This window comes from Rhizobium sp. Leaf262, from assembly GCF_001422245.1.
In the GTDB taxonomy this organism is placed as follows: domain Bacteria; phylum Pseudomonadota; class Alphaproteobacteria; order Rhizobiales; family Rhizobiaceae; genus Agrobacterium.
This window is the reverse complement of record NZ_LMMM01000021.1, coordinates 187004-208461: the sequence shown is the minus strand read 5'-3', so window position 1 is coordinate 208461 and position 21458 is coordinate 187004. Positions and strand designations below refer to the sequence as shown.

Here is a 21458-nt window from a genome sequence, read left to right as displayed (position 1 = left end):
CCTCGTTCAACGGAAACTGTACGGCAGCAGATGCTTCACATCCTCTGACTTGATCCGGGGGCCGGGCATGACGAAAGAGTGGTTGGTCGCAAACCAAGGAATTCTACCGTGAGCCAAATCGCCTTCTGGGGCGCCGTTGAACTGGGGCTTGTTTTTGCCTTTGTTGCTATCGGCGTTTATCTCGCATTTCGCGTGCTCGACTTTCCCGATCTTACCGTCGATGGGTCGTTTCCGCTGGGCGCTGCCGTGGCGGCGGTGCTGATTGTTGCGGGGTTAAACCCATGGGCTGCAACGGCCATTGCCATGGTTGCCGGTGCGGCAGCCGGTCTGGTGACAGCGGTCTTGAACGTCCGCTTCAAAATCCTCAATCTTCTGGCCTCGATCCTGACCATGATCGCGCTGTTTTCCGTGAACCTGCGGGTGATGGGAAAACCGAATGTCGCGCTGCTCAATCAGGAAACGGTGATCGAGCCCTTCTACGGTCTCGGCATTGCCGAATATCTGCTGCGCCCGCTTTTCGTGGGCGTGCTGGTGGTTATCGCCGTCATCATTGTCTGGCGCTTTCTGGAAAGCGATGCAGGCCTTGCCATGCGTGCCACCGGCGCCAATGCGCGGATGGCGCGGGCTCAAGGTGTGAAAACGGGCAACCAGATCTATCTCGGCATGGCGATTTCCAATGCGCTGGTGGCGCTGGGTGGCGCACTGTTTGCGCAGACCAACGGGTTTGCCGATGTGACATCAGGTGTCGGCACCATCGTCGTGGGTCTGGCCGCCGTCATCATCGGCGAAACGCTGTTTGGATCGCGCGGCATTCTGATTGCGCTGATCGGCTGTGTTCTCGGCTCCATCGCCTATCGCCTGGCGATCCAGCTGGCGCTGTCCAGCGATGTGTTGGGCCTCAAGGCCTCCGACCTCAATTTCGTCACCGCCGTGCTGGTTGCCGTTGCGCTGATATTGCCGCGTCTGCGCCGTGGGGGAGCAACATCATGATTTCGCTTTCCGATATTCAGGTCATCTTCGGGCGCGGCACGCCGCTGCAAAAGCAGGCGCTGGCAAAGATCGACCTCACCATCGAAGACGGCTCCTTCGTCACCGTCATCGGCTCCAACGGTGCTGGAAAATCCACACTGCTGGGCGTGCTGGCGGGTGATGTTCTGCCGACGGTGGGCAAGGTGACCATCGGTGGCGTGGACGTGACCCGCAAGCCGACGGCAAACCGCGCAGGGCAGGTGGCTCGCGTGTTTCAGGACCCGCTGGCGGGAAGCTGCGGCGCGCTCAGCATCGAGGAAAATCTGGCACTGGCGGCAGCACGGGGCAAGATGCGCGGCCTGTTGCCAGCGCTGGGTGGCGGACGCCGTGCCTTCTTCAAGGAGCGTATTGCGTCGCTTGGCCTTGGTCTTGAAAATCGGCTGAAGGATCGTATGGACCTCTTGTCAGGCGGTCAACGGCAGGCGGTATCGCTTGTAATGGCGACGCTGGCCGGATCGGATGTTCTTCTGCTGGACGAGCACACGGCAGCGCTTGACCCCGGCATGGCCGAATTCGTCATGGAACTGACCCGTAAAAATGTCGAGGAGCGCAAGCTGACGACATTGATGGTGACGCATTCCATGCGACAGGCGCTGGATTACGGTGACCGCACGATCATGCTGCATGCCGGCGAGATCGTTCTTGACGTGTCAGGAGAAAGCCGCAAGGGCCTGCAGGTGGAAGACCTCATCGAGATGTTCCGCAACATACGCGGCCAGAAGCTTGACGATGACGAGTTGCTGATTGGCTGATGATGAGGCGACCCGGCTCTCCCGGGCTCGCTCTCGCGCACGAACCGGATATTGCAAGGTCGATTGTTGGAACAGGATACCTTGCCTCAAGCTGTTGAACCATGCCATTTTCACTGCATTGCCAGCAGGAGAAGCACATTGTTCCGACGTTTCTTGATCACAGCCTTTGCCGTTGCACTATTTTCTCCCATGGCCACGCGTGCAGCCGACCTGCCGGACCTGAAGGGCAAAACCGTGGTCGTGGTCACGGAAAATGCCTATCCGCCGCTCCAATTCGTCGACCCCGCCTCCGGCAAGGCAATCGGCTGGGAATATGATGCGATGGGCGAGATCGCCAAGCGGCTGAATTTCAAGGTCGAGTATCAGAACACATCCTGGGATGCGATGATCCAGGCCGTCTCCGATGGGCAATACGACATCGGCATGACCGGCATCAGCATCAAGGACGAGCGCAAGCAGAAGGTGGATTTCTCCAATCCCTATATGCGCTCGGAAATGTTCATGCTGGTGCGCGCCGATGAGACGCGCTTTACCGATGCCAAGAGCTTCGCCGCCTTCGACAAGGGGCTGGTCGGCGCGCAGGCCGGGACCACGCCTTTCTATACCGCCGTCTACGACATTCTCGACGGCAATGAGCAGAACCCGAGGGTAAAACTGATGGAAACCTTCGGCGCCACCGTGCAGGCGCTGAAAACCGGCGATGTCGATCTGGTTCTGACGGATGGCGTGGCTGGCAAAGGCTATGTCGATGCGTCCGGCGGCACACTGAAGCTGATCGGCGGCCCCTTGGGCGGCGATGATTTCGGCTTCATCTTCAAAAAGGGCTCTGATCTGGTCGCGCCCGTCAATGCCGCCATTGCCGCGCTGAAGGCGGACGGCACGTTTACCGCGCTCGATAAGAAGTGGTTTCTGGACTACAAACTCGGCCAGTAAGTCCATGACTGGCAATGACGGAAAGACGACAGTGTGAGCCAGAGACGCAGATCCACCGCAACGGATGATTTTCCATGGTGGCTGGTGGCGCTCGTCGGCATCGGGCTGGTGCTGGCCGTGGTCATTGCAGTCAACGGCATCTACGCGCAGGTCTTTGCCACCGTCATCAAGGGCATCGGCATGACGGTCTTCGTCACGCTGGTGGCCTTCGCGCTCGCCTCGCTCTGGGGTCTGCTCATCGCCATCATGGGCATGGCCGATACGCTCGTGCTGCGCCAGATTGCCCGTTTCTATATCGAAACGGTGCGTGGCATTCCCGTTCTCGTCGTCCTGTTCTATATCGCCTTCGTCGGCGCACCCGCCTTCGTCAGCCTGTTCAACTGGGTTATCACCCCGCTCGTTCAGGCCGGATGGGTTGAAGCGATGCTGGTGCGCGATTTTTCGCTGACATGGCGGGCCATTCTGGCGCTGACCATCTGCTACGCCGCCTTCATCGCCGAAATCTTCCGCGCCGGTATCGAGGCGGTGGATGAGGGGCAGATCGAAGCCGCCAAGGCGCTTGGCCTCAACCGCTTTCAGCGCTTTCGCCTCGTCACCTTTCCGCAGGCCATCCGCACGATCTTCCCGCCGCTCTCCAATGATTTCGTGTCCATGGTCAAGGACAGTTCGCTGGTCTCCGTGCTGGGCGTCATGGATATCACCCAGCTCGGCAAGGTCTATGCGGCAGGCTCGTTCCGGTTTTTCGAAACCTATTCCATCGTCGCCTATATCTACCTCATCCTGACGCTCGGCCTGTCGCTGGCGCTGCGGCGCGTGGAAAAATCCCTCCGCCGCAGCCCACGCGGATAGATCATTGGCCTTTGAGCGCGGAATCCCAATGCTCATCCGCCTTGCCATCCACGAAACGCCATGTGTCGAACCATGTCGTCGTGTAGGTCTTGGACGGGTCTTTCGGGTCCTTGACCTCACGCACGAAACCAACCGTCACCAGATCGCCCTCGGCGGTCACAAAAGCGACGGGCGAGCTTATCTTGTCCGGAATGGGCTTCTTCGGCACTTTCAACACCTCGGTGAAGAACTTGATCACACCGTCACGGCCCGATGCGGCATTAGGATTGTGCTGGATATAACGCTCGGTCAGATATTGATCCGCCTTGTCCCAATGGCCGGCTTCCAGCAGATCGCGGATGATCTTGTAGGTCACCTGCTTGTTGGCATTGAGCTTCGGGTCCGGGCTGGTGAACAGCGCTTCGGCGTCAGGCGCCTTGACGACGGCTTCCTGAGCCTGGGCTGGCGGAGAGGCCAGCGCAAATACGGGCAGCGAAAGAGCGCAACCAAGCGCGATGTGTCTGATGAAGCGGATCATGGGTTCTCCTCATGGATGCGGGCAGTGGATGCCGGACCATAGAACGCGGAGAACGCTGCCGAAAGAAGGCAGTTTTTCCGCCGCTGGTCACATGCAGGGAACCAGCGGCGGAAAGAGGCGTCAGGCGTGCGCTTCAGCCTGCTTCTTCGCCTGCGCCGCAATCATGCGACCGGCAATGATGACGAGCACGCCCGCCGCCGCCAGGCATGCGGAGAGGAAGAACATCGGCGCAATCGTGCTGCCCGTCTGATCCTTGATCCATGGCACCACATTCTGCGCCACGAAGCCGCCGAGGTTGCCCACCGAATTGATGGCGGCAAGACCCGCCGCCGCACCGGCACCCTTGAGGAACCGGCCCGGCAGGCTCCAGAACACCGGCTGGCCTGCAAAAATGCCAGCGGCTGCGATGCACAGGAACGCAAATTGCAGAACCGGCATCGTCACCAGCGCCGACATCAGCAGGCAGAACGCGCCGAGGAAAGCAGGGCCGACGATGTAGGGCGTCTTGTTTTCCGCCCGGTCGGCAGCAGCTGGGATGACATAGAGCGCAACCGCGACCACGATCCACGGAATGATGTTGATGAAGCCATTGGTGGTGTTGGAAACGCCAAAGCCCTTGACGATGGTCGGCAGCCAGTAGCTGAGACCATAGGCTGCCAGCGGAAAGCCGACGAAGCACAAAGACATGAACAGCACGCGCGGGTTGATCAATGCCTTGAAACCGTTTTCGGCATGTTCTTCCATGTCGGAGTTTTCAGACGCGATGCGGTTCTTCAGCCAGTCCTTTTCCTCCTGGGTCAGGAACTTCGCCTTTTCAGGCGTGTCGTCCAGATAGAAGATGGTGAAGATACCGGCGATGACGGCCGGAACGCCCGTGGCAAGAAACACCCATTCCCAGCCCGCATAACCGAACAGCCCGTCGAGATCGAGCAGCATGCCGCCCAGCGGTGCGCCAACGGCATTGGCCAGCGCGCTGAAGATCATGAACAGCCCGACCATCCGTCCGCGATAATCCCGCGGGAACCATAGGGTCAGGAGATAGAGAACGCCGGGAAAGAAACCCGCTTCGCAGGCACCCAGCAGAAAGCGCAGAATATAGAACATCGTCTGGCTGCTGGTATAGGCCAGCGCAATCGTCACCAGACCCCAGGAAATGATGATGCGCGCAAACCAGCGACTGGCCCCGAACCGGGTCAGCAGCAAGTTGCTCGGAACTTCGAAGATGAAATAACCGATGAAGAACAGCGATGCGCCAAGGCCATAGGCATATTCGCTCAGTCCCAGATCGCCCACCATCTGCAGCTTGGCAAAGCTCACATTCTGCCGGTCGATATAGGCGATGAGGTAGAGAAGCCCCAGAAACGGCATCAGCCGCCAGGTGATTTTTGAAATGAGTGCTTTTTCAGATACCAAAATGTACCCTCCCCTGTCCGCTGCATGAAAATGCAGGCCGAATACAATCGAGAGCGCAGCTCTTCACGCAAGCGTTACGGCGTCGTGATATCACAACTGCGCGTGAGCGTAACGCGCGAGACGGCGTTTTTATCCCGCGCCGGCTGATCTATCTCGCAACAGCGAAACCGCGCGGTCAGGCGGATTTCATTCGGCGCGGCAATATTGCCGTTGAAAAGCCGATCTGATATGAGAGATGCATGGGATCGAAATTCGGATGTCTCGCGCAAAACATTTTCGTGCTGCAGGACCACAAGCGTCTGCCGGCACGCTTTTTCGCGGATATTTCCGGCGCGCTGAATACGCGACTTACGTTCGCCTGATAGCCCCTCGCTGTCAGTCTTTTCGCGAACCCAAATCCTTTTCAATATCTGATGGATATAGCCATGAGCGCACCTCGTACCCTCTATGATAAAATCTGGGACGACCACGTCGTCAATCGTGACCCGGACGGAACCTGTCTTCTCTACATCGACCGTCACCTCGTGCATGAGGTGACGAGCCCGCAGGCCTTCGAAGGTCTGCGCCTGGCCGGTCGCCCCGTTCATTCGCCCACCCGCACGCTGGCCGTGGTCGACCACAATGTTCCCACCACCGCTGACCGTCTTGAGGGCATCAAGAACGAGGAAAGCCGCATTCAGGTGGAAGCGCTGGCGCAGAATGCTGCGGAATTCGGCGTCGAATACTACTCCGAGCGCGACAAGCGCCAGGGCATCGTTCACATCGTCGGGCCGGAACAGGGCTTTACGCTGCCGGGCATGACCATCGTCTGCGGTGACAGCCACACCTCCACCCACGGTGCCTTCGGTGCGCTCGCGCACGGTATCGGCACATCGGAGGTCGAACACGTCCTGGCTACACAGACGCTGATCCAGAAGAAGGCCAAGAACATGCTGGTGCGTGTCGATGGCAAGGTGCCAGACGGCGTCACCGCCAAGGACATCATTCTGGCCATCATCGGCGAAATCGGCACGGCTGGCGGCACCGGCCATGTCATTGAATTCGCCGGTGAGGCGATCCGTTCGCTCTCCATGGAAGGCCGCATGACGGTCTGCAACATGACCATCGAAGGCGGCGCGCGTGCCGGTCTCATCGCGCCTGATGAAACCACCTTCGACTATATCAAGGACAAGCCGCGCGCACCCAAGGGCGAGACGCTGGAACAGGCCATCGCCTATTGGAAGACGCTGAAGTCCGACGAAGGCGCGCATTACGACAAGGTCGTTGTGCTGGATGCCGCCAACCTGCCGCCCATCGTTTCCTGGGGCTCCTCGCCGGAAGACGTAGTCTCGGTGCAGGGCACGGTTCCCGATCCGGATGAGATTGCCGACGAGAACAAGCGCAATTCCAAGCATCGCGCGCTGGACTATATGGGCTTGAAGCCCGGCACCAAAATGACGGATATCGCCATCGACCGCGTCTTCATCGGCTCCTGCACCAATGGCCGCATCGAGGATTTGCGCGCTGCCGCCAAGGTGGTCGAAGGCCGCAAGGTCGCCCCCACGGTCTCCGCCATGATCGTTCCCGGCTCCGGTCTGGTGAAGGAACAGGCGGAAAAGGAAGGTCTGGACAAGATTTTCCTCGAAGCAGGTTTCGAGTGGCGCGAGCCCGGCTGCTCCATGTGCCTTGCCATGAATGACGACCGCCTCGCCCCCGGCGAACGCTGCGCCTCCACCTCCAACCGCAACTTCGAGGGACGTCAGGGCTATAAGAGCCGCACCCACCTCGTCTCCCCTGCCATGGCGGCAGCGGCAGCCGTTGCGGGCCATTTCGTGGATATTCGCGAGTGGCAGTAAACGCGAAAGGCCGGAAGCAGACATGCCTCCGGCCTTTTTCGTCAGAGAACCGTCACTCTCCTGCCTCGACGCAGGTGCGGAAGAATTCGACGCATGTCGCGTGGATGAAGCGCCACACATCCGGCAGTGGGCTCGAATCCCGGGCGGATCATGTGCATGAAAATCGCCGAGCCACGATAGCGTCGCCGTGACGTGACGTTCCAATCCATGACGAGACAGACATCGTAGAGACCATCTTGCCTCTGCATCTCCTCGTGGCTCGGTGTAAAGGGTGTCGTGACGAGACGGTTATAGTTGGGATCGGTTGGAGCATCGCACCAGAGCATATCCTTTCGTATACGATGCATCGGCAGCGATGTTTGGATTGCAAGACGGTCGCCTCTGTAGAAACCGTGTAGCAAAGGCATCGAGGTGATCGGCGTTTTTCCATCGCCCTCGCGTTTCAAGACAGTACGCCCGTTGCGACCGATAGCGGCGGGGAAGGTGAGGTGGCCGAGCTGGAGCAAGGCGCGGTTCTTGTGTCGCGGCGCGGGACGGACCAGAACCTTGGCGAGGCGTTTGGGCTGTTTTTTTGCTTTCGATACCATCGTTCTCACGAGATTTTGCTTTGCAGGTGTGGTCCAGGACGTCCTAGCACCGCGTTATATGCCGACCAAGGCTTGACGTAGCTGCGTCAAACCGCTGAATTGGTTCACTAAAGCGAAAAGCATGTCGCAATGGCAAGAGACGAACACGTTTGCGCGACTGCTTTCAAGTCATAAAGAAAGGCTGAGATATCCCATGACGGCCCGTACACTTCTTCTGGTTGACGATGACGACGACCTGCGCGAGACCCTTGCCGAGCAACTGTCTCCCTACGAGGAATTCTCTCTTCTGACCGGTGCCAACGCCAATGCCGCCATTCAGACGGCGAAGTCGACACAGGTCGATCTGCTGATCATGGATGTCGGACTGCCGGACATGGATGGACGCGAAGCCGTCAAGATCATGCGCAAGAATGGTTTCAAGGCCCCGATCATCATGCTGACAGGCCACGATACCGATTCCGACACCATCCTTGGTCTGGAGGCCGGTGCCAACGACTATGTGACCAAGCCCTTCCGCTTTGCCGTTCTTCTGGCCCGCGTGCGTGCGCAGTTGCGCCAGTACGAACAGAGCGAAGATGCGGTCTTTACCGTGGGGCCTTACCAGTTCAAGCCGAGCCAGAAACTTTTGACAGGCGAAGACGGAAAGAAGATCCGTCTCACCGAAAAGGAAGCGGCGATCATTCGTTACCTGTACCGCGCAGGTAGCGCGGTGGTGACCCGGGACGTGCTTCTGGAAGAAGTTTGGGGCTATAATTCCGGCGTGACGACGCACACGCTGGAAACCCACGTCTACCGCCTTCGTCAGAAAATCGAGCGTGACCCGTCGAATGCGGAACTGCTCGTAACGGAAAACGGTGGCTACAAGATCGTACCCTGATTATTCCGGCACTTGCAGGAACTGATCCCGTGAAATTAATAGAGGCGTGGCCCTTGTCTTGGCTGCGCCTTTGTTCGAAAACCGTTGTGATTGCAAATCCGGGGTTTCGAAACATATGGCATTGAACGACGATATCAAGCTATTGGCCAAGGTGCCCCTGTTCCAGGGCTTCACCGACGACCAGTTGCGGCTGATCGCATTCGGTGCCGAACGCCGCAGGATTGGCGAGGGGCAGGCGCTGTTTCGCGAGCATTCCCCGGCCGAATGTGCCTTCGTTGTCGCGCGCGGGACTTTTGACCTTTACAGCACGGCACGCGGCAACAAAGCCGAGCTTCAGGCAAGCGTAAAGACAGGAACGCTCCTGTCCGAACTGGCGCTGTTTACGCTGTGCGAACGCAAATATACGGCTGTTGCTACGGATGACTCCGAGGTCATCCGCATCACCCGGATCCTTTTCCATCGTATGATCGAAGAGTTTCCTGATGTTGCCGATGTGGTTCTGGCGCGCATCCGCGACAACATCGCCTCACTCGCATCCGGTGCAGCAGCGCTTCAGGGACGGTTTTCGTAAGACTTAGAATTTGAAATGCGCCGTCACCGGAACGTGGTCCGAGGGGCGGTTCCAACCGCGGGCTTCGCGCAGGATTTCAATGCGATCCAGTGACGGACCGAGGTCCTGGGAGGACCAGATGTGATCGAGGCGGCGACCGCGGTCTGCGGCTTCCCAGTCCTTGGCGCGGTAGCTCCACCAGGTGTAGATCTTTTCGCTGTCCGGCACGTTGAGGCGCATCAGGTCGAGCCAGTTACCCTTCTTCATGATCTCCAGCAGGCCCTCTGTCTCGACCGGCGTGTGGCTGACGATTTTCAAGAGCTGTTTGTGGGACCAGACGTCGTTTTCCAGCGGCGCAATGTTGAGATCGCCGACGAGAATGGATGAGGTGCCGGGCACACCGTCAGCGCTGAGCGCCTTCATCTCTTCGATGAAATCGAGCTTGTGGCCGAATTTGGGGTTGATCGTACGATCAGGCTCGTCGCCGCCAGCGGGAACATAGAAATTGTGAAGACGGATTTTGCGCGAACCGACTTGAACGATGCCGGAGATATGGCGGGCGTCACCTATACCGCAATAATCCTGACGATGGTCTTCGGTCAGTGGCAGCCTGGAGGCGATGGCGACGCCATGATAGCCCTTCTGTCCGTGAATGATGACATGCTCATAGCCGAGCGCCTTTAGTGGCTTTAGCGGAAACTCGCCATTCGGGCATTTCGTTTCCTGAAGGCACAGGACATCTGGTTTGTAACGTACCAAGAACTGCTCGACGATCGGCATGCGCAGCCGCACCGAGTTGATGTTCCAGGTGGTTATCGAAAAGGTCATGCCCGCGCTCCATCAGCCTTTTGAAAGGTGGAGGCAGGCTTATAACATGGCTCGAGAAACGGAAATTCTTTTCTCGACGTTCCCGGAGAAATATCAGCCGCGGCTGCGGACTTCCTCGTAGTTGATCGCAAAGACCTTGTCGTCCAAAGCCATGCCTGTCTGGACGTTGAAAATCATGACCGTGGTGTCTTTGTTCTGCGCATCCGTCGTGGTCCACTGGCGCAAATCAAAGGTTTTCGGGTCGAACATCAAGGTAATGGTGGAATCGCCGAAGACGCTCTTGTCGCCGAGCACGATAGTGGTCAGATCGGATTCCTGTTTGACGTCGCGTACCTTCTGGTTTCCTAGATCGATTTTATCTGAAAGCAGCAGGCTAAGCGGCGTCTTCGACAGAGGATAGAGGTCCCATGTCTTCAGCTTGTTGTTGCCAATCACGACGTTGCGGCCATCGGAAATCACGCGCATGGGCGAGGGGTCTTCGTAATTGAAGCGCAGCTTGCCAGGGCGTGCGATGTAGAATTTGCCGCCTGTCTGTTCGCCGCGTGGGCCGAACTGTACGAACTCACCCATCATAGTTTTGACGGAAGAGAAATGATTGGCGATTTTCTGTGCCGTCGCATCCGCCTGTGCAAAGGCGGTAAAAGGCTGCAGGGCGGCAATAGCTGCGGTCGCGGAAAACAAGGTCATCACGCCACGGCGCGTCATCTGGCTGTCGAGGCCATGGGGCTGCGCGGAAACGACCGGGGTATTCTTCTTCATTCTTTTCTCCTTCATCGCATCCCAATGTTTCAAAAAAACGCGGCGGCTTCATGACATGAAGCACTTGCTATAACGCCGAAGCTGAACCTTGGTTGCTGATATCTGCGTGAAGAGATGCGGTATTCAGGAACCGGCCAAGATGGTGGCGTGCACCCGCATCTCCCCGCTTCATTCCGTTTCGGTCGGCACCAGTATTTCGCGTTTGCCGGCGTGGTTTGCCGGGCCGATGATGCCCTCCTGCTCCATACGCTCGATCAGCGAAGCAGCACGGTTGTAACCGATGCCGAGGCGACGCTGGACATAGGAGGTGGATGCCTTGCCATCACGAAGGACAACCGCCACAGCCTGATCGTAAGGGTCGTCCGATTCGGCCATGTTGCCGGTGCCGGCAGGGCCGCCGCCGTCTTCATCGTCGTCTTCTTCGGTAACGGCTTCGAGATATTCCGGCGATCCCTGTGTCTTCAGGTAAGACACGATTTCCTCGACCTCATTGTCGGCAACGAAAGGACCGTGGACGCGCTGGATACGCCCGCCACCGGCCATATAAAGCATGTCGCCCATGCCGAGCAGCTGTTCGGCACCCTGTTCGCCCAAAATGGTGCGGCTGTCGATCTTGGAGGTGACCTGGAAGGAAATGCGGGTCGGGAAGTTGGCCTTGATCGTGCCGGTGATGACATCGACCGATGGTCGCTGCGTTGCCATGATGACGTGGATGCCTGCTGCACGCGCCATCTGCGCAAGACGCTGCACGGCACCTTCGATATCCTTGCCGGCGACCATCATCAGGTCGGCCATCTCGTCGATGATGACGACGATATAGGGAAGGGGCTTCAGGTCGAATTCTTCGGTCTCGTACATGGCTTCGCCCGTCTGGCGGTCGAAACCGGTCTGCACGGTGCGGGTCAGCACCTCGCCCTTGTCGAGTGCCTGCTGAACGCGGGCGTTGAAGCCGTCGATGTTGCGCACGCCGATCTTCGACATTTTCTTGTAGCGCTCTTCCATCTCCCGCACGGTCCATTTCAGCGCGACGACGGCCTTCTTCGGATCGGTTACGACAGGAGACAGCAAATGCGGGATGCCGTCATAGATCGACAGTTCCAGCATCTTCGGGTCGATCATGATGAGACGGCACTGTTCGGGCGTCATATGGTAGAGCAGCGACAGGATCATGGTGTTGATGGCAACCGATTTACCGGAACCCGTGGTACCGGCGACCAGCAGATGCGGCATCTTGGCCAGATCGGCGATGACGGCTTCGCCGCCAATCGTCTTGCCGAGCGACATGGGCAGCTTGGCCTTGGTGTTTTCGAAATCGCGTGAGCCGATCAATTCGCGCAGATAGACCGTTTCACGAGTACGGTTTGGTAGCTCGATACCGATGGCGTTACGACCGGGAACGACGGCAACACGGGCAGCGACTGCGCTCATGGAACGCGCGATATCATCGGCAAGACCGATAACGCGAGACGACTTGATGCCCGGTGCTGGTTCCAGTTCATAAAGCGTGACGACAGGTCCGGGACGGACATGGATGATCTCACCCTTGACACCGAAATCTTCGAGCACGCCTTCAAGTCGCCGGGCATTCTGTTCTAGAACCTCGGCGTTGAGCGTGGCGTCACGCACGACACTTTTCGGCTCCGCCAGAAGATGGATAGAGGGAAGCTGGAAGCCATCGGGCGCGATGAAGGAGGCTTGCGCATCACGAGCGACCCGGTCACTCGGCTTGGGACGGGCAGGTGGAACGGTGATACGCGTCTGGCCCGGTGCCGGACGCGGTGAGAATTTTGCGTCCGCAGACAGCACGCCGTTCGGCAGGGCATCGTCTTCCTCGAAGTCCTCATTATCACCCATGGAAATCGGTGGTGGAGTGACTTCACGGCGGGCGCGGGCTTCGGCCCGTTCTTCAAAGGAGGGGTCTGCGCGCTCCAGACGGTTGATGGCGGTCTTGAGGCGCGAGGGCTCGTTGAGCGTGCCGAATTCGTAATCGTTGAAGTCGTAGGGTTGCTCGAACTCGTTGCGCATCGACTTGGGCTTCAGGCCGAACAGGCGGCGGAAACGGGCCTGGGTGATGTACCAGTAGTGAGCCATTGCGCCGAAGGCGAGCAGGCTGCCGAAGAAGCCATCGCCGTCATCTTCCTCGTCGTCCAGCTGCTGCACCTTCTGCGCCTTGCTTTGCGCTGCCGGCTGGGCTGCAAAGCTCCCTTCCTCATCGTCGGGCGAGCCGAGGAGGCCGGAGGCAAAAAGCATGAGCCAAGCGGCGGGAGCCGCGAAGATCGCGCCCAGAACGGTGGCAAAGGTTCCGGTGGGATAAGCGCCGATGAAGAGTGCCGGGAAGCGCAGGATCATATCGCCGATGACACCGCCGATGCCGTTGGGCAGTGGCCAGGTCAGAGGGGCGGGGAAGCAGCCAAGCGATGCGGATGCGATGAAAGCACCGCTCACCCAGGCCACGAGGCGGGCTGGAATGCGATTGAAACGGCGACCGGAAATCAGTGCGAAGGCCCAGGCGAGAATGGGCAGCATGGCGATCAGCGCCGACAGGCCGAGGAACTGCATCATGATGTCGGCAAAGATCGCGCCGCTGCGGCCCAGCAGATTGGCCGGTTCGTTGCCGGTGGCATAGGACAGGCTGGGATCGGCGACATTCCATGTGGCCAGCGCCGTGATGCCCAGTGCCAGCAATGCCAGCACGCCAAATCCCGCGAGCGCCATCAACTGGCGCACGACGAATGCCGTCAGTACGAAACGGTTATCACGACCCTGAAATGCCGGAGACGTCACTCTGTCCATATTCTGAACCTGTCGTTCTTTTCGTTTTTTCCGAAGTCCGCACACGAGCTGGCGCAGACGGGATGACAGGGCAAAATAGCGGGCTGGTGGTTAATATGGCATTAACCATGCAAATTCAGGCGTAACTCTTAAGCTCTCTTACGAAAAAAGCCCGGCGCGAGCCGGGCTTTTCGATCTTTTCGGGAGGATGAGGCCGAACGAAGTCCGGCCCGATCTTTAGGAGTGGTAGGCCGCTTCGCCGTGCGAGGCCAGATCGAGACCTTCGCGTTCGGCTTCGACCGGCACGCGCAGACCAACGATGATGTCGACGACCTTGTAGAGGATGGCAGAGCCGATACCGGTCCACAGAAGCGTGATGACGACAGCCTGAGCCTGAACCAGGAACTGGCCGCTCATCGTCTGTTCGCCGGCATAGCCCACGCCACCGAGCGATGCGCTTGCGAAGATGCCGGTTGCCAGCGCACCGAAGATGCCGCCGACGCCGTGAACGCCGAAGACGTCTGCCGTGTCGTCATAACCGAACTTGTTCTTCACGACGGAGACGAAGAAGTAGCACAGTGGCGATACGATCGCGCCCATGACGATGGCACCCATCGGGCCAACGATACCGGCTGCCGGTGTGATGGCGACCAGACCGGCGATCATGCCGGATGCCGCGCCCAGCATGGAGGCTTTTCCGCGGGTGAAGGTTTCAACAACGCACCACGACAGGATAGCAGCCGCGGTTGCAACGAAGGTGTTGACGGTTGCGAGCATCGCGCCGCTGGACGCTTCGAGGTTGGAACCGGCGTTGAAGCCGAACCAGCCGACCCAGAGCATGGCTGCACCGACATAGGTCAGTGTCATCGAATGCGGGGCCATCATGTCCTTGCCGAAGCCCGTGCGCTTGCCAACCATGATCGCACCGATCAGGCCTGCAACACCGGCGTTGATATGAACGACCGTGCCGCCAGCGAAATCGAGCGCGCCGAGGCCGAAGAGGTAGCCCTTTGCGTCCCAAACCATGTGGGCGATCGGGAAGTAGACGAAGGTGACCCAGAGAATGCAGAACAGGATGGAGGCAGAGAATTTGATGCGCTCAGCAAAGGCACCGATGATCAGCGCCGGTGTGATGGCGGCAAATGTCATCTGGAACATCACGAAGATGAATTCCGGAATGACGACGCCCTGCGAGAAGGTCGCAGCCGTGCTGTCCTTGGTGACGCCAGACAGGAAGAGCTTGGCGAAGCCGCCGAAGAATGGGCTTTCAGAACCGCCAAAGGCGAAGGAATAGCCGTAGACGACCCAGATGATCATGACGCTGGCAGCGATGACCGTGACCTGCATCAGCACCGACAGCATGTTCTTGCTGCGAACCAGACCACCGTAAAACAGGCCAAGACCAGGAATGATCATGAACAGCACGAGGATGGTGGCAAGGAACATGAAGGCTGTGTCGCCCTTGTCGGGCGCAGGTGCCGCCGCAGCAGCTGCAACCGCTGGAGCCGCTGCATCCTGCGCGAAGGCTGCAATGGGGGCCAGCAGGGCCGCCGCGCTGGCGCCGAGTGCGCCAAGTTTGGAAATTCTGTTGAATGGCATGGTTGGAAAACTCCCCTGTCGCCCGTGCTTAAAGCGCTTCTGTGTTCGTTTCGCCGGTACGGATGCGCACGGCTTGTTCGATCGAGTAGACGAAAATCTTGCCGTCGCCGATCTGTCCGGTCTTTGCCGACGCGGCGATGGCCTCGACAGCCTTTTCGACGAGGTCGGACGCGACCGCGATTTCGATCTTCAACTTGGGAAGAAAGCTGACGGCATATTCGGTGCCGCGATAAATCTCGGTGTGTCCCTTCTGGCGTCCGTAACCCTTGACCTCGGTCACGGTCAGGCCCTGAATACCGACAGCCGTCAGTGCTTCGCGCACTTCGTCCAGCTTGAACGGCTTGATAATGGCCATCACAATTTTCATCTGGTTTCCCATCCTTTGTTTGCCCTCGGCACGGAGCCGACGTGTCCCGACGCTGGCAGATCAACAACAGCGACTGGCTCTCTCCATTCAAGGCGCGTGCCAGTTTGAAAGGGATGATATAAGTTATTGAAATAAAAAGAAAATAATAAATAAGCCTGCAAAATAGGCGCAGGAAATATTCCTCCCTGCGCAATTAACGGGCAAAAAATAAAAAATGCTTAGAATTTAGGCGTCTGCCAATTTGCGGATCAGGCCTTCCTGGGCCATCGACGCCACGAGAACGCCGTCGCGGGTAAAAAGATTGCCGCGGGTGAGTCCGCGTGCACCCGAAGCGCTCGGGCTATCCTGCGTATAGAGCAGCCAGTCATCGAGCTTGCAGGGGCGGTGAAACCACATGGCGTGGTCGAGGCTGGCGGCCTGCACCGATGGATCGAAGATCGTCGTGCCATGCGCGTAGAGCGAGGTATCGAGCAGGGTCATGTCCGAAAGATAGGCAAGGACTGCGGCCTGATAGTGCCGGTCATCGGGGACATGCCCCACCGCCCGCACCCAGATATCCTGATGCGGCTCGAGCTTTTCGCGGGAGATATAATGCGTCAGCGAGACCGGACGGATTTCGATGGGGCGTTTGTTCTCCCAGTATTTGCGGATGGCGGGCGGTGCCTTGGCCAGAAATGCGTCGCGCATCTGGTCTTCGCTCATCAATTGTTCCGGCTGCGGCACATCGGGGATCTGCGCCTGGTGATCGAAGCCACCCTCATCGATCTGGAAGGAGGCCGACATGGAAAAGATGGCATGGCCGTGCTGAATGGCGACGATGCGCCGCGTGGCGAAGCTGGAGCCATCGCGGATGCGGTCGACCTGATAGATGATGGGCACCTTGGGGTCGCCGGGGCGCATGAAATAGGCGTGCAGCGAGTGGACGAAACGTTCGTCACTTACCGTGCGCTGCGCCGCCATCAGGGCCTGGGCAATGACTTGTCCACCGAAAACGCGCTGCCAGCCGACCTGGGGGCTCGTGCCGCGAAACAGATTTTCCTCGAGCTTTTCGAGATCGAGCGTGGAAATCAGTTTTTCAAGCGGTGCGGTATTTTCGAGGGGGCGCGACATTTTCGACATGCTCCGGCTGTAGGAAGACCCATAGGGATGGTCTATAGTGCAAGTGTCATATGCACAAGAATGCAGGAGAAGACGCGATGCTGGATGTGGTTGTTGCAGGCGGCGGATATGTCGGGCTGGGTGTCGCGGTCGCCATCAAGCAGGCCGCGCCGCATATGGAGGTGCAGGTCATCGAGGCCGCGCCTGACGATGTCTGGAAAAAGGACATGCGGGCCTCGGCCATCATTGCTGCGGCTGCACGGATGCTGGAGGTTTTCGGCATCTGGAACGAACTGGAGCCGGAAGCGCAGCCGATCAGGAAAATGATCGTCACCGATTCGAAGACATCAGATCCGGTGCGCCCGGTGTTTCTGACCTTCGATGGCGATGTCGCCGAAGGCCAGCCCTTTGCACATATGATCCCCAATGTCGCGATGGTGGGAGCCTTGCGCGGTGCGTGCGAGCGCCTTGGCGTGACCATACGCCACGGCCTGAAGGTTTCGGGTTTCGACGCAGGTCCGCAGAGCAACAGGGTCACGCTTTCGGACGGATCGTCCTTCGAGACGCGTCTGCTGGTTGCCTGCGACGGCGTCCGGTCTGCCTTGCGCAGCATGGCGGGCATCAAGACGGTCGAGTGGAAATACGATCAGTCCGGCATCGTGACGACGGTGGAGCACGAACGTCCGCATGATGGATGTGCGGAGGAGCATTTTCTTCCATCCGGCCCCTTCGCCATTCTGCCACTCAAGGGCAATCGCTCCTCGCTCGTCTGGACGGAACGTACCGTTGACGCCGACCGGCTGGTCGCCTCCGACGACCTCGTCTTCGAAGAAGAACTGGAGCGTCGTTTCGGCCACAAGCTCGGACCTGTGCGGCCGGTGGGGCCGCGACGCGCATTCCCGCTGGGGCTGACACTGGCACGTGCCTTCGTCGCGCCACGGTTGGCGCTTGCAGGCGATGCGGCCCACGGCATTCATCCGATTTCGGGACAGGGTCTCAATCTCGGTTTCAAGGACGTGGCAGCGCTTGCCGAAACCATTGTCGATGCCGACCGTCTGGGGCTCGATATCGGTTCTCTCAATGTGCTTGAGCGCTACCAGTCCTGGCGGCGGTTCGACACAGTGCGCATGGGCATCACCACGGATGTGCTGAACCGGCTGTTTTCGAACGACGTCGCGCCGATCCGCATCGCACGTGATTTTGGCCTTGGCATCGTGGACCGGATTCCGCGTCTCAAAACCTATTTCATCGGGCAGGCGGCAGGCACGGCCGATCCGAACGGTCCCCGGCTTCTGGCCGGTCAGCCGCTCTGAGCCGATTCACGATTTTGCGGGTCGCAGCCTTGGCCGGGCGAGATATTGCCGTGAACAAAAGCTGAATCAGACGGAGTCAGTGATTCGTCGCTGATTCGTTCCTTTCCTGTTCTGCGCGGTTTATTGCGCGAAAGAGGAGGGCATTTTCAGCTTTCCTGCATTCCTTCCTTGCCTTTGACCGTCACCATTGCCATGTGTGGTAGAAGACGCGGGCGGATATGTTTCGAGTGCGTTGCCAACAGTCAGTTAGTCGATTTCACGGATAGTACGTTGAATTTTCGCCCCATGATCTTGAGCGGCCGCGGTGTTACGGCCGTTCTTGGACCCACCAATACAGGCAAGACCCACTATGCCATCGAGCGGATGGTGGCGCATGGAAGTGGCGTCATAGGGCTGCCGTTGCGCCTTCTGGCGCGCGAGGTCTATACGCGGCTGGTGGAAAAGGTCGGCGCGCCCAATGTGGCGCTCGTCACCGGTGAAGAGAAGATTTCTCCACCCAAAGCGAAATATTCCGTCTGCACCGTCGAGGCCATGCCGCGTGAAACGACCGCAGCCTTCGTCGCCATCGATGAGGTGCAGCTTGCTGGCGATCTCGAGCGCGGCCACATCTTCACAGACCGAATTCTGCATCTGCGCGGACGCGAGGAAACGCTGCTTTTGGGCGCGGGCACCATGCGGCCCATTCTGGAAAAGCTCCTGCCCGGCATTGTCGTCGTGGAACGGCCCAGGCTGTCGCAGCTGTTTTATGCGGGACAGAAGAAAATCACCCGCCTGCCGCAACGTACCGCCATCGTCGCCTTTTCCGCAGAAGAGGTCTACGCGATTGCCGAACTGGTGCGCCGTCAGCGCGGCGGTGCCGCCGTGGTGCTGGGCGCGCTGTCGCCGCGCACCCGCAATGCGCAGGTTGGGCTTTATCAGAATGGAGACGTCGAATATCTTGTGGCGACGGATGCCATCGGCATGGGCCTCAATCTCGACGTCGATCATGTGGCCTTTGCGCAGGATCGCAAATTCGACGGTTATCAGTTCCGCAATCTTAATCCCGGTGAAATGGGCCAGATTGCCGGTCGCGCCGGTCGCCATCTGCGCGATGGCACCTTTGGCGTGACGGGTCGGGTCGATCCGCTGGATGACGAGCTGGTGGAACGCGTCGAATCACATCAGTTCGATGCGGTCAAAGTGCTGCAATGGCGCACGAAGAATTTCGATTATTCCTCCATTGCCAATCTGCGCGGAAGTCTCGATGCGGCTCCCACCGTTCAGGGGCTGTCGCGCGCTTTGCCCGCCATCGACCAGCAGGCGCTGGAATATCTGTCGCGTTACACTGAAATCATCGACGTCACCACCAATGCCGAGCGGGTGGAAAAACTGTGGGAGGCCTGCGCGCTGCCGGATTATCGCCGCATCGCGCCTGCACAACACGCCGATCTGATTTCGACACTCTACTTCGACCTCGTCAAACGCGGTGCCGTCAACGAGGATTTCATGGCCGAACAGGTGCGCCGGGCGGACCGCACCGACGGAGAGATCGATACGCTTTCTGCAAGGATTGCGCAGATCAGAACATGGACGTATGTATCAAACCGCCCAGGATGGCTTGCCGATCCGACACACTGGCAAGAAAAGACGCGGGAAATCGAAGATCGATTGTCCGATGCTCTACATGAAAGGTTGACGAAACGCTTTGTTGATCGCAGGACATCTGTGCTCATGAGGCGCCTAAGAGAGAATGCGATGCTTGAAGCTGAAATCAGTGTGAATGGTGATGTCTTTGTTGAAGGACATCATGTCGGCCAGTTGGCGGGTTTCCGGTTTACACCGGTGGCCGGAGCCGAAGGGCCAGATGCCAAGGCTGTGCAAGGCGCAGCGCAGAAGGCGCTTGCGCTGGAATATGAGGCGCGGGCTGCGCGCCTGCATGCCAGTGGCAACGGCGATCTCGCGCTGAGTTCGGATGGTCTGGTTCGCTGGTTGGGTGAGCCCGTTGCTCGTCTTGCAAGCGGCGACAACATCATGAAGCCACGCGTCATCATGCTGGCCGACGAACAGTTGAGCGGCAATGCGCGCGACCATGCGGTTGCCCGCATCGAGCGCTTCGTCAATCACCAGATCGCAACCGTGCTGAAGCCGCTGGACGACATTTCCCGCGCCGAGGACCTTCAGGGTCTGGCGAAGGGTCTGGCCTTCCAGCTGGTGGAAAATCTCGGCGTTCTGTTCCGTCGCGACGTGACCGAAGAGGTCAAGACGCTGGATCAGGATGCGCGCGCGTCCATGCGCCGCTATGGTATCCGCTTCGGCGCTTACCACGTCTTCCTGCCTGCATTGCTCAAGCCCGCTCCCGCCGAGCTCGTCACGCTGCTCTGGGCCCTGAAGAATGACGGTCTGGGCAAGCTCGGTTACGGCGATCTCATTCCCGTGCTGGCAGCTGGCCGCACCTCTGTCGTGACCGACAGCAGCTATGAGCGCATGTTCTACAAGCTCGCAGGCTTCCGTTTCCTCGGCAAGCGTGCGGTGCGTATCGACATTCTCGAGCGTCTGGCCGATCTCATCCGTCCGCTGCTGCAGTGGAAGCCGGGGACGCAGCCGCGTCCGGAAGGTGCCTATGACGGCCGTCGTTTCACCACGACGACAGCCATGCTCTCCATTCTGGGTGCTACGCTCGATGACATGGAAGAAATCCTCAAGGGCCTCGGTTACCGCGCCGATCAGGTGAGCGCCGAAGAAGCTGCGGCCTTCCTGGGTGGTGAGACTGCTGACAAGGCCAAGCCAGATTCGGAGGCGGGCGAACTCGCTGCCGAGGCTGCAACAACCGAAGAAGTCTCTGAGAGCGAGACCGTTCAGGACGATGCCGACACGCAGGCGACTGCGGAAGAAACTGCCGCTCCTGTCGAAGCTGCTGCCGAAGCAAAGCCAGAAGAGGCAAAAGCCGAGGATGCGGCTGCAACGGACGCCGTTGCGACCGAAGCTGTCGAGCCGAAGCCTGTTCTTCTGTGGCGTCCCGGTGGCCGTAACGACAACCAGCGCAGCGACAATCGTCGCCCGGCCAACCGCAACCATGGCGAACGCCGTGCGGAAGGTGGCGAGGAGCGTCAGGCTCCACGCGGTGGCAACCGTGATGGTGAGCGCAAGCGCGATGGTGAGCAGAAGCGTGAGGGCGGCCGCCCCGACCGCAACAACAATCGCAACGAGCGCCATGACCGTGGCGAGCGCAAGGATCGGCCCGATCGTAACGACCGTGGCGGCAAGCCGCAGGGTCAGCAGCGTTTCGAGGCAAAGCCACCCCGCAAGGAGAAGCCGCTTGACCCGGATTCACCTTTCGCAAAACTGGCTGCTCTCAAGGAACAGCTGAAGAAGTAAGATCAGAGCCTCCTGCTTGTCGTAAA

General features: G+C 59.2%; 18 protein-coding genes. 9 read left to right on the top strand and 9 right to left on the bottom strand.

What is annotated here, in order from left to right; all coding sequences use genetic code 11:
• Positions 1-108: 108 nt before the first annotated feature.
• From ASF29_RS23010 to ASF29_RS22995, 4 genes are all read left to right on the top strand, one after another.
• A complete protein-coding gene (locus ASF29_RS23010) occupies positions 109-990 on the top strand; it encodes an ABC transporter permease (RefSeq protein WP_062452996.1) in 882 nt (293 codons plus the stop codon).
• Positions 987-1781 (top strand): ABC transporter ATP-binding protein, encoded by a 795-nt coding sequence (locus ASF29_RS23005; RefSeq protein WP_062452995.1) that lies wholly within the window; start codon positions 987-989, stop codon positions 1779-1781. Before ASF29_RS23010 ends, ASF29_RS23005 begins: the two co-directional genes overlap by 4 nt.
• Before the next feature lie 189 nt (positions 1782-1970).
• Positions 1971-2714 carry a transporter substrate-binding domain-containing protein gene (locus ASF29_RS23000; protein WP_062453146.1) on the top strand — a complete coding sequence of 248 codons (744 nt, stop codon included), beginning with the start codon at positions 1971-1973 and terminating at the stop codon, positions 2712-2714.
• Between the two features lie 33 nt (positions 2715-2747).
• Positions 2748-3563, top strand: coding sequence for an amino acid ABC transporter permease (locus ASF29_RS22995; protein ID WP_062452994.1), 816 nt, complete (start codon positions 2748-2750; stop codon positions 3561-3563).
• 1 nt (position 3564) lies between these two features.
• Here ASF29_RS22995 and ASF29_RS22990 read toward each other — a convergent pair whose 3' ends face one another.
• Both ASF29_RS22990 and ASF29_RS22985 read right to left on the bottom strand, forming a co-directional pair.
• Positions 3565-4080: a nuclear transport factor 2 family protein gene (locus ASF29_RS22990; protein WP_082453713.1), complete on the bottom strand. Its 516-nt coding sequence runs from the start codon at positions 4078-4080 to the stop codon at positions 3565-3567.
• A gap of 120 nt (positions 4081-4200) precedes the next feature.
• On the bottom strand, positions 4201-5493 hold the full coding sequence (locus tag ASF29_RS22985) for an MFS transporter (RefSeq protein WP_062452993.1): 1293 nt from the start codon (positions 5491-5493) through the stop codon (positions 4201-4203).
• A 425-nt stretch (positions 5494-5918) separates the two neighbouring features.
• Here ASF29_RS22985 and leuC point away from each other — a divergent pair, with 425 nt between their 5' ends.
• Positions 5919-7328, top strand: coding sequence for a 3-isopropylmalate dehydratase large subunit (gene leuC / locus ASF29_RS22980; protein WP_062452992.1), 1410 nt, complete (start codon positions 5919-5921; stop codon positions 7326-7328).
• Between the two features lie 41 nt (positions 7329-7369).
• On the opposite strand, the gene ASF29_RS22975 is transcribed toward leuC, so the two are convergent.
• The gene (locus ASF29_RS22975; protein WP_062452991.1) at positions 7370-7915 is read right to left on the bottom strand and encodes a L,D-transpeptidase; all 546 of its coding nucleotides are present in this window, start codon (positions 7913-7915) and stop codon (positions 7370-7372) included.
• A 193-nt stretch (positions 7916-8108) separates the two neighbouring features.
• Between ASF29_RS22975 and ASF29_RS22970 the strand changes: the two genes are divergently transcribed.
• Both ASF29_RS22970 and ASF29_RS22965 read left to right on the top strand, forming a co-directional pair.
• On the top strand, positions 8109-8792 hold the full coding sequence (locus ASF29_RS22970; RefSeq protein WP_062452990.1) for a response regulator transcription factor: 684 nt from the start codon (positions 8109-8111) through the stop codon (positions 8790-8792).
• Between the two features lie 115 nt (positions 8793-8907).
• On the top strand, positions 8908-9363 hold the full coding sequence (locus ASF29_RS22965) for a cyclic nucleotide-binding domain-containing protein (RefSeq protein WP_062452989.1): 456 nt from the start codon (positions 8908-8910) through the stop codon (positions 9361-9363).
• Positions 9364-9366: 3 nt separating this feature from the next.
• Here ASF29_RS22965 and ASF29_RS22960 read toward each other — a convergent pair whose 3' ends face one another.
• From ASF29_RS22960 to tesB, 6 genes are all read right to left on the bottom strand, one after another.
• Positions 9367-10170, bottom strand: coding sequence for an exodeoxyribonuclease III (locus ASF29_RS22960; RefSeq protein WP_062452988.1), 804 nt, complete (start codon positions 10168-10170; stop codon positions 9367-9369).
• Between the two features lie 93 nt (positions 10171-10263).
• Positions 10264-10929, bottom strand: a complete 666-nt coding sequence (locus ASF29_RS22955; RefSeq protein WP_062452987.1) for an outer membrane lipoprotein carrier protein LolA — start codon at positions 10927-10929, stop codon at positions 10264-10266.
• Positions 10930-11097: 168 nt separating this feature from the next.
• A complete protein-coding gene (locus ASF29_RS22950; RefSeq protein WP_156462797.1) occupies positions 11098-13722 on the bottom strand; it encodes a DNA translocase FtsK in 2625 nt (874 codons plus the stop codon).
• Positions 13723-13938: 216 nt separating this feature from the next.
• Positions 13939-15300 carry an ammonium transporter gene (locus tag ASF29_RS22945; protein WP_062452986.1) on the bottom strand — a complete coding sequence of 454 codons (1362 nt, stop codon included), beginning with the start codon at positions 15298-15300 and terminating at the stop codon, positions 13939-13941.
• A 28-nt stretch (positions 15301-15328) separates the two neighbouring features.
• Positions 15329-15679, bottom strand: a complete 351-nt coding sequence (locus ASF29_RS22940) for a P-II family nitrogen regulator (protein WP_042615577.1) — start codon at positions 15677-15679, stop codon at positions 15329-15331.
• Positions 15680-15892: 213 nt separating this feature from the next.
• Positions 15893-16777, bottom strand: a complete 885-nt coding sequence (gene tesB / locus ASF29_RS22935; protein WP_062452985.1) for an acyl-CoA thioesterase II — start codon at positions 16775-16777, stop codon at positions 15893-15895.
• 59 nt (positions 16778-16836) lie between these two features.
• On the opposite strand from tesB, the gene ASF29_RS22930 reads away from it, so the two are divergent.
• Complete coding sequence (locus tag ASF29_RS22930) at positions 16837-18078, top strand: ubiquinone biosynthesis hydroxylase (RefSeq protein ID WP_082453711.1); 1242 nt, start codon at positions 16837-16839, stop codon at positions 18076-18078.
• 285 nt (positions 18079-18363) lie between these two features.
• Positions 18364-21432: a helicase-related protein gene (locus ASF29_RS22925; protein ID WP_062452984.1), complete on the top strand. Its 3069-nt coding sequence runs from the start codon at positions 18364-18366 to the stop codon at positions 21430-21432.
• Positions 21433-21458 lie beyond the last annotated feature (26 nt).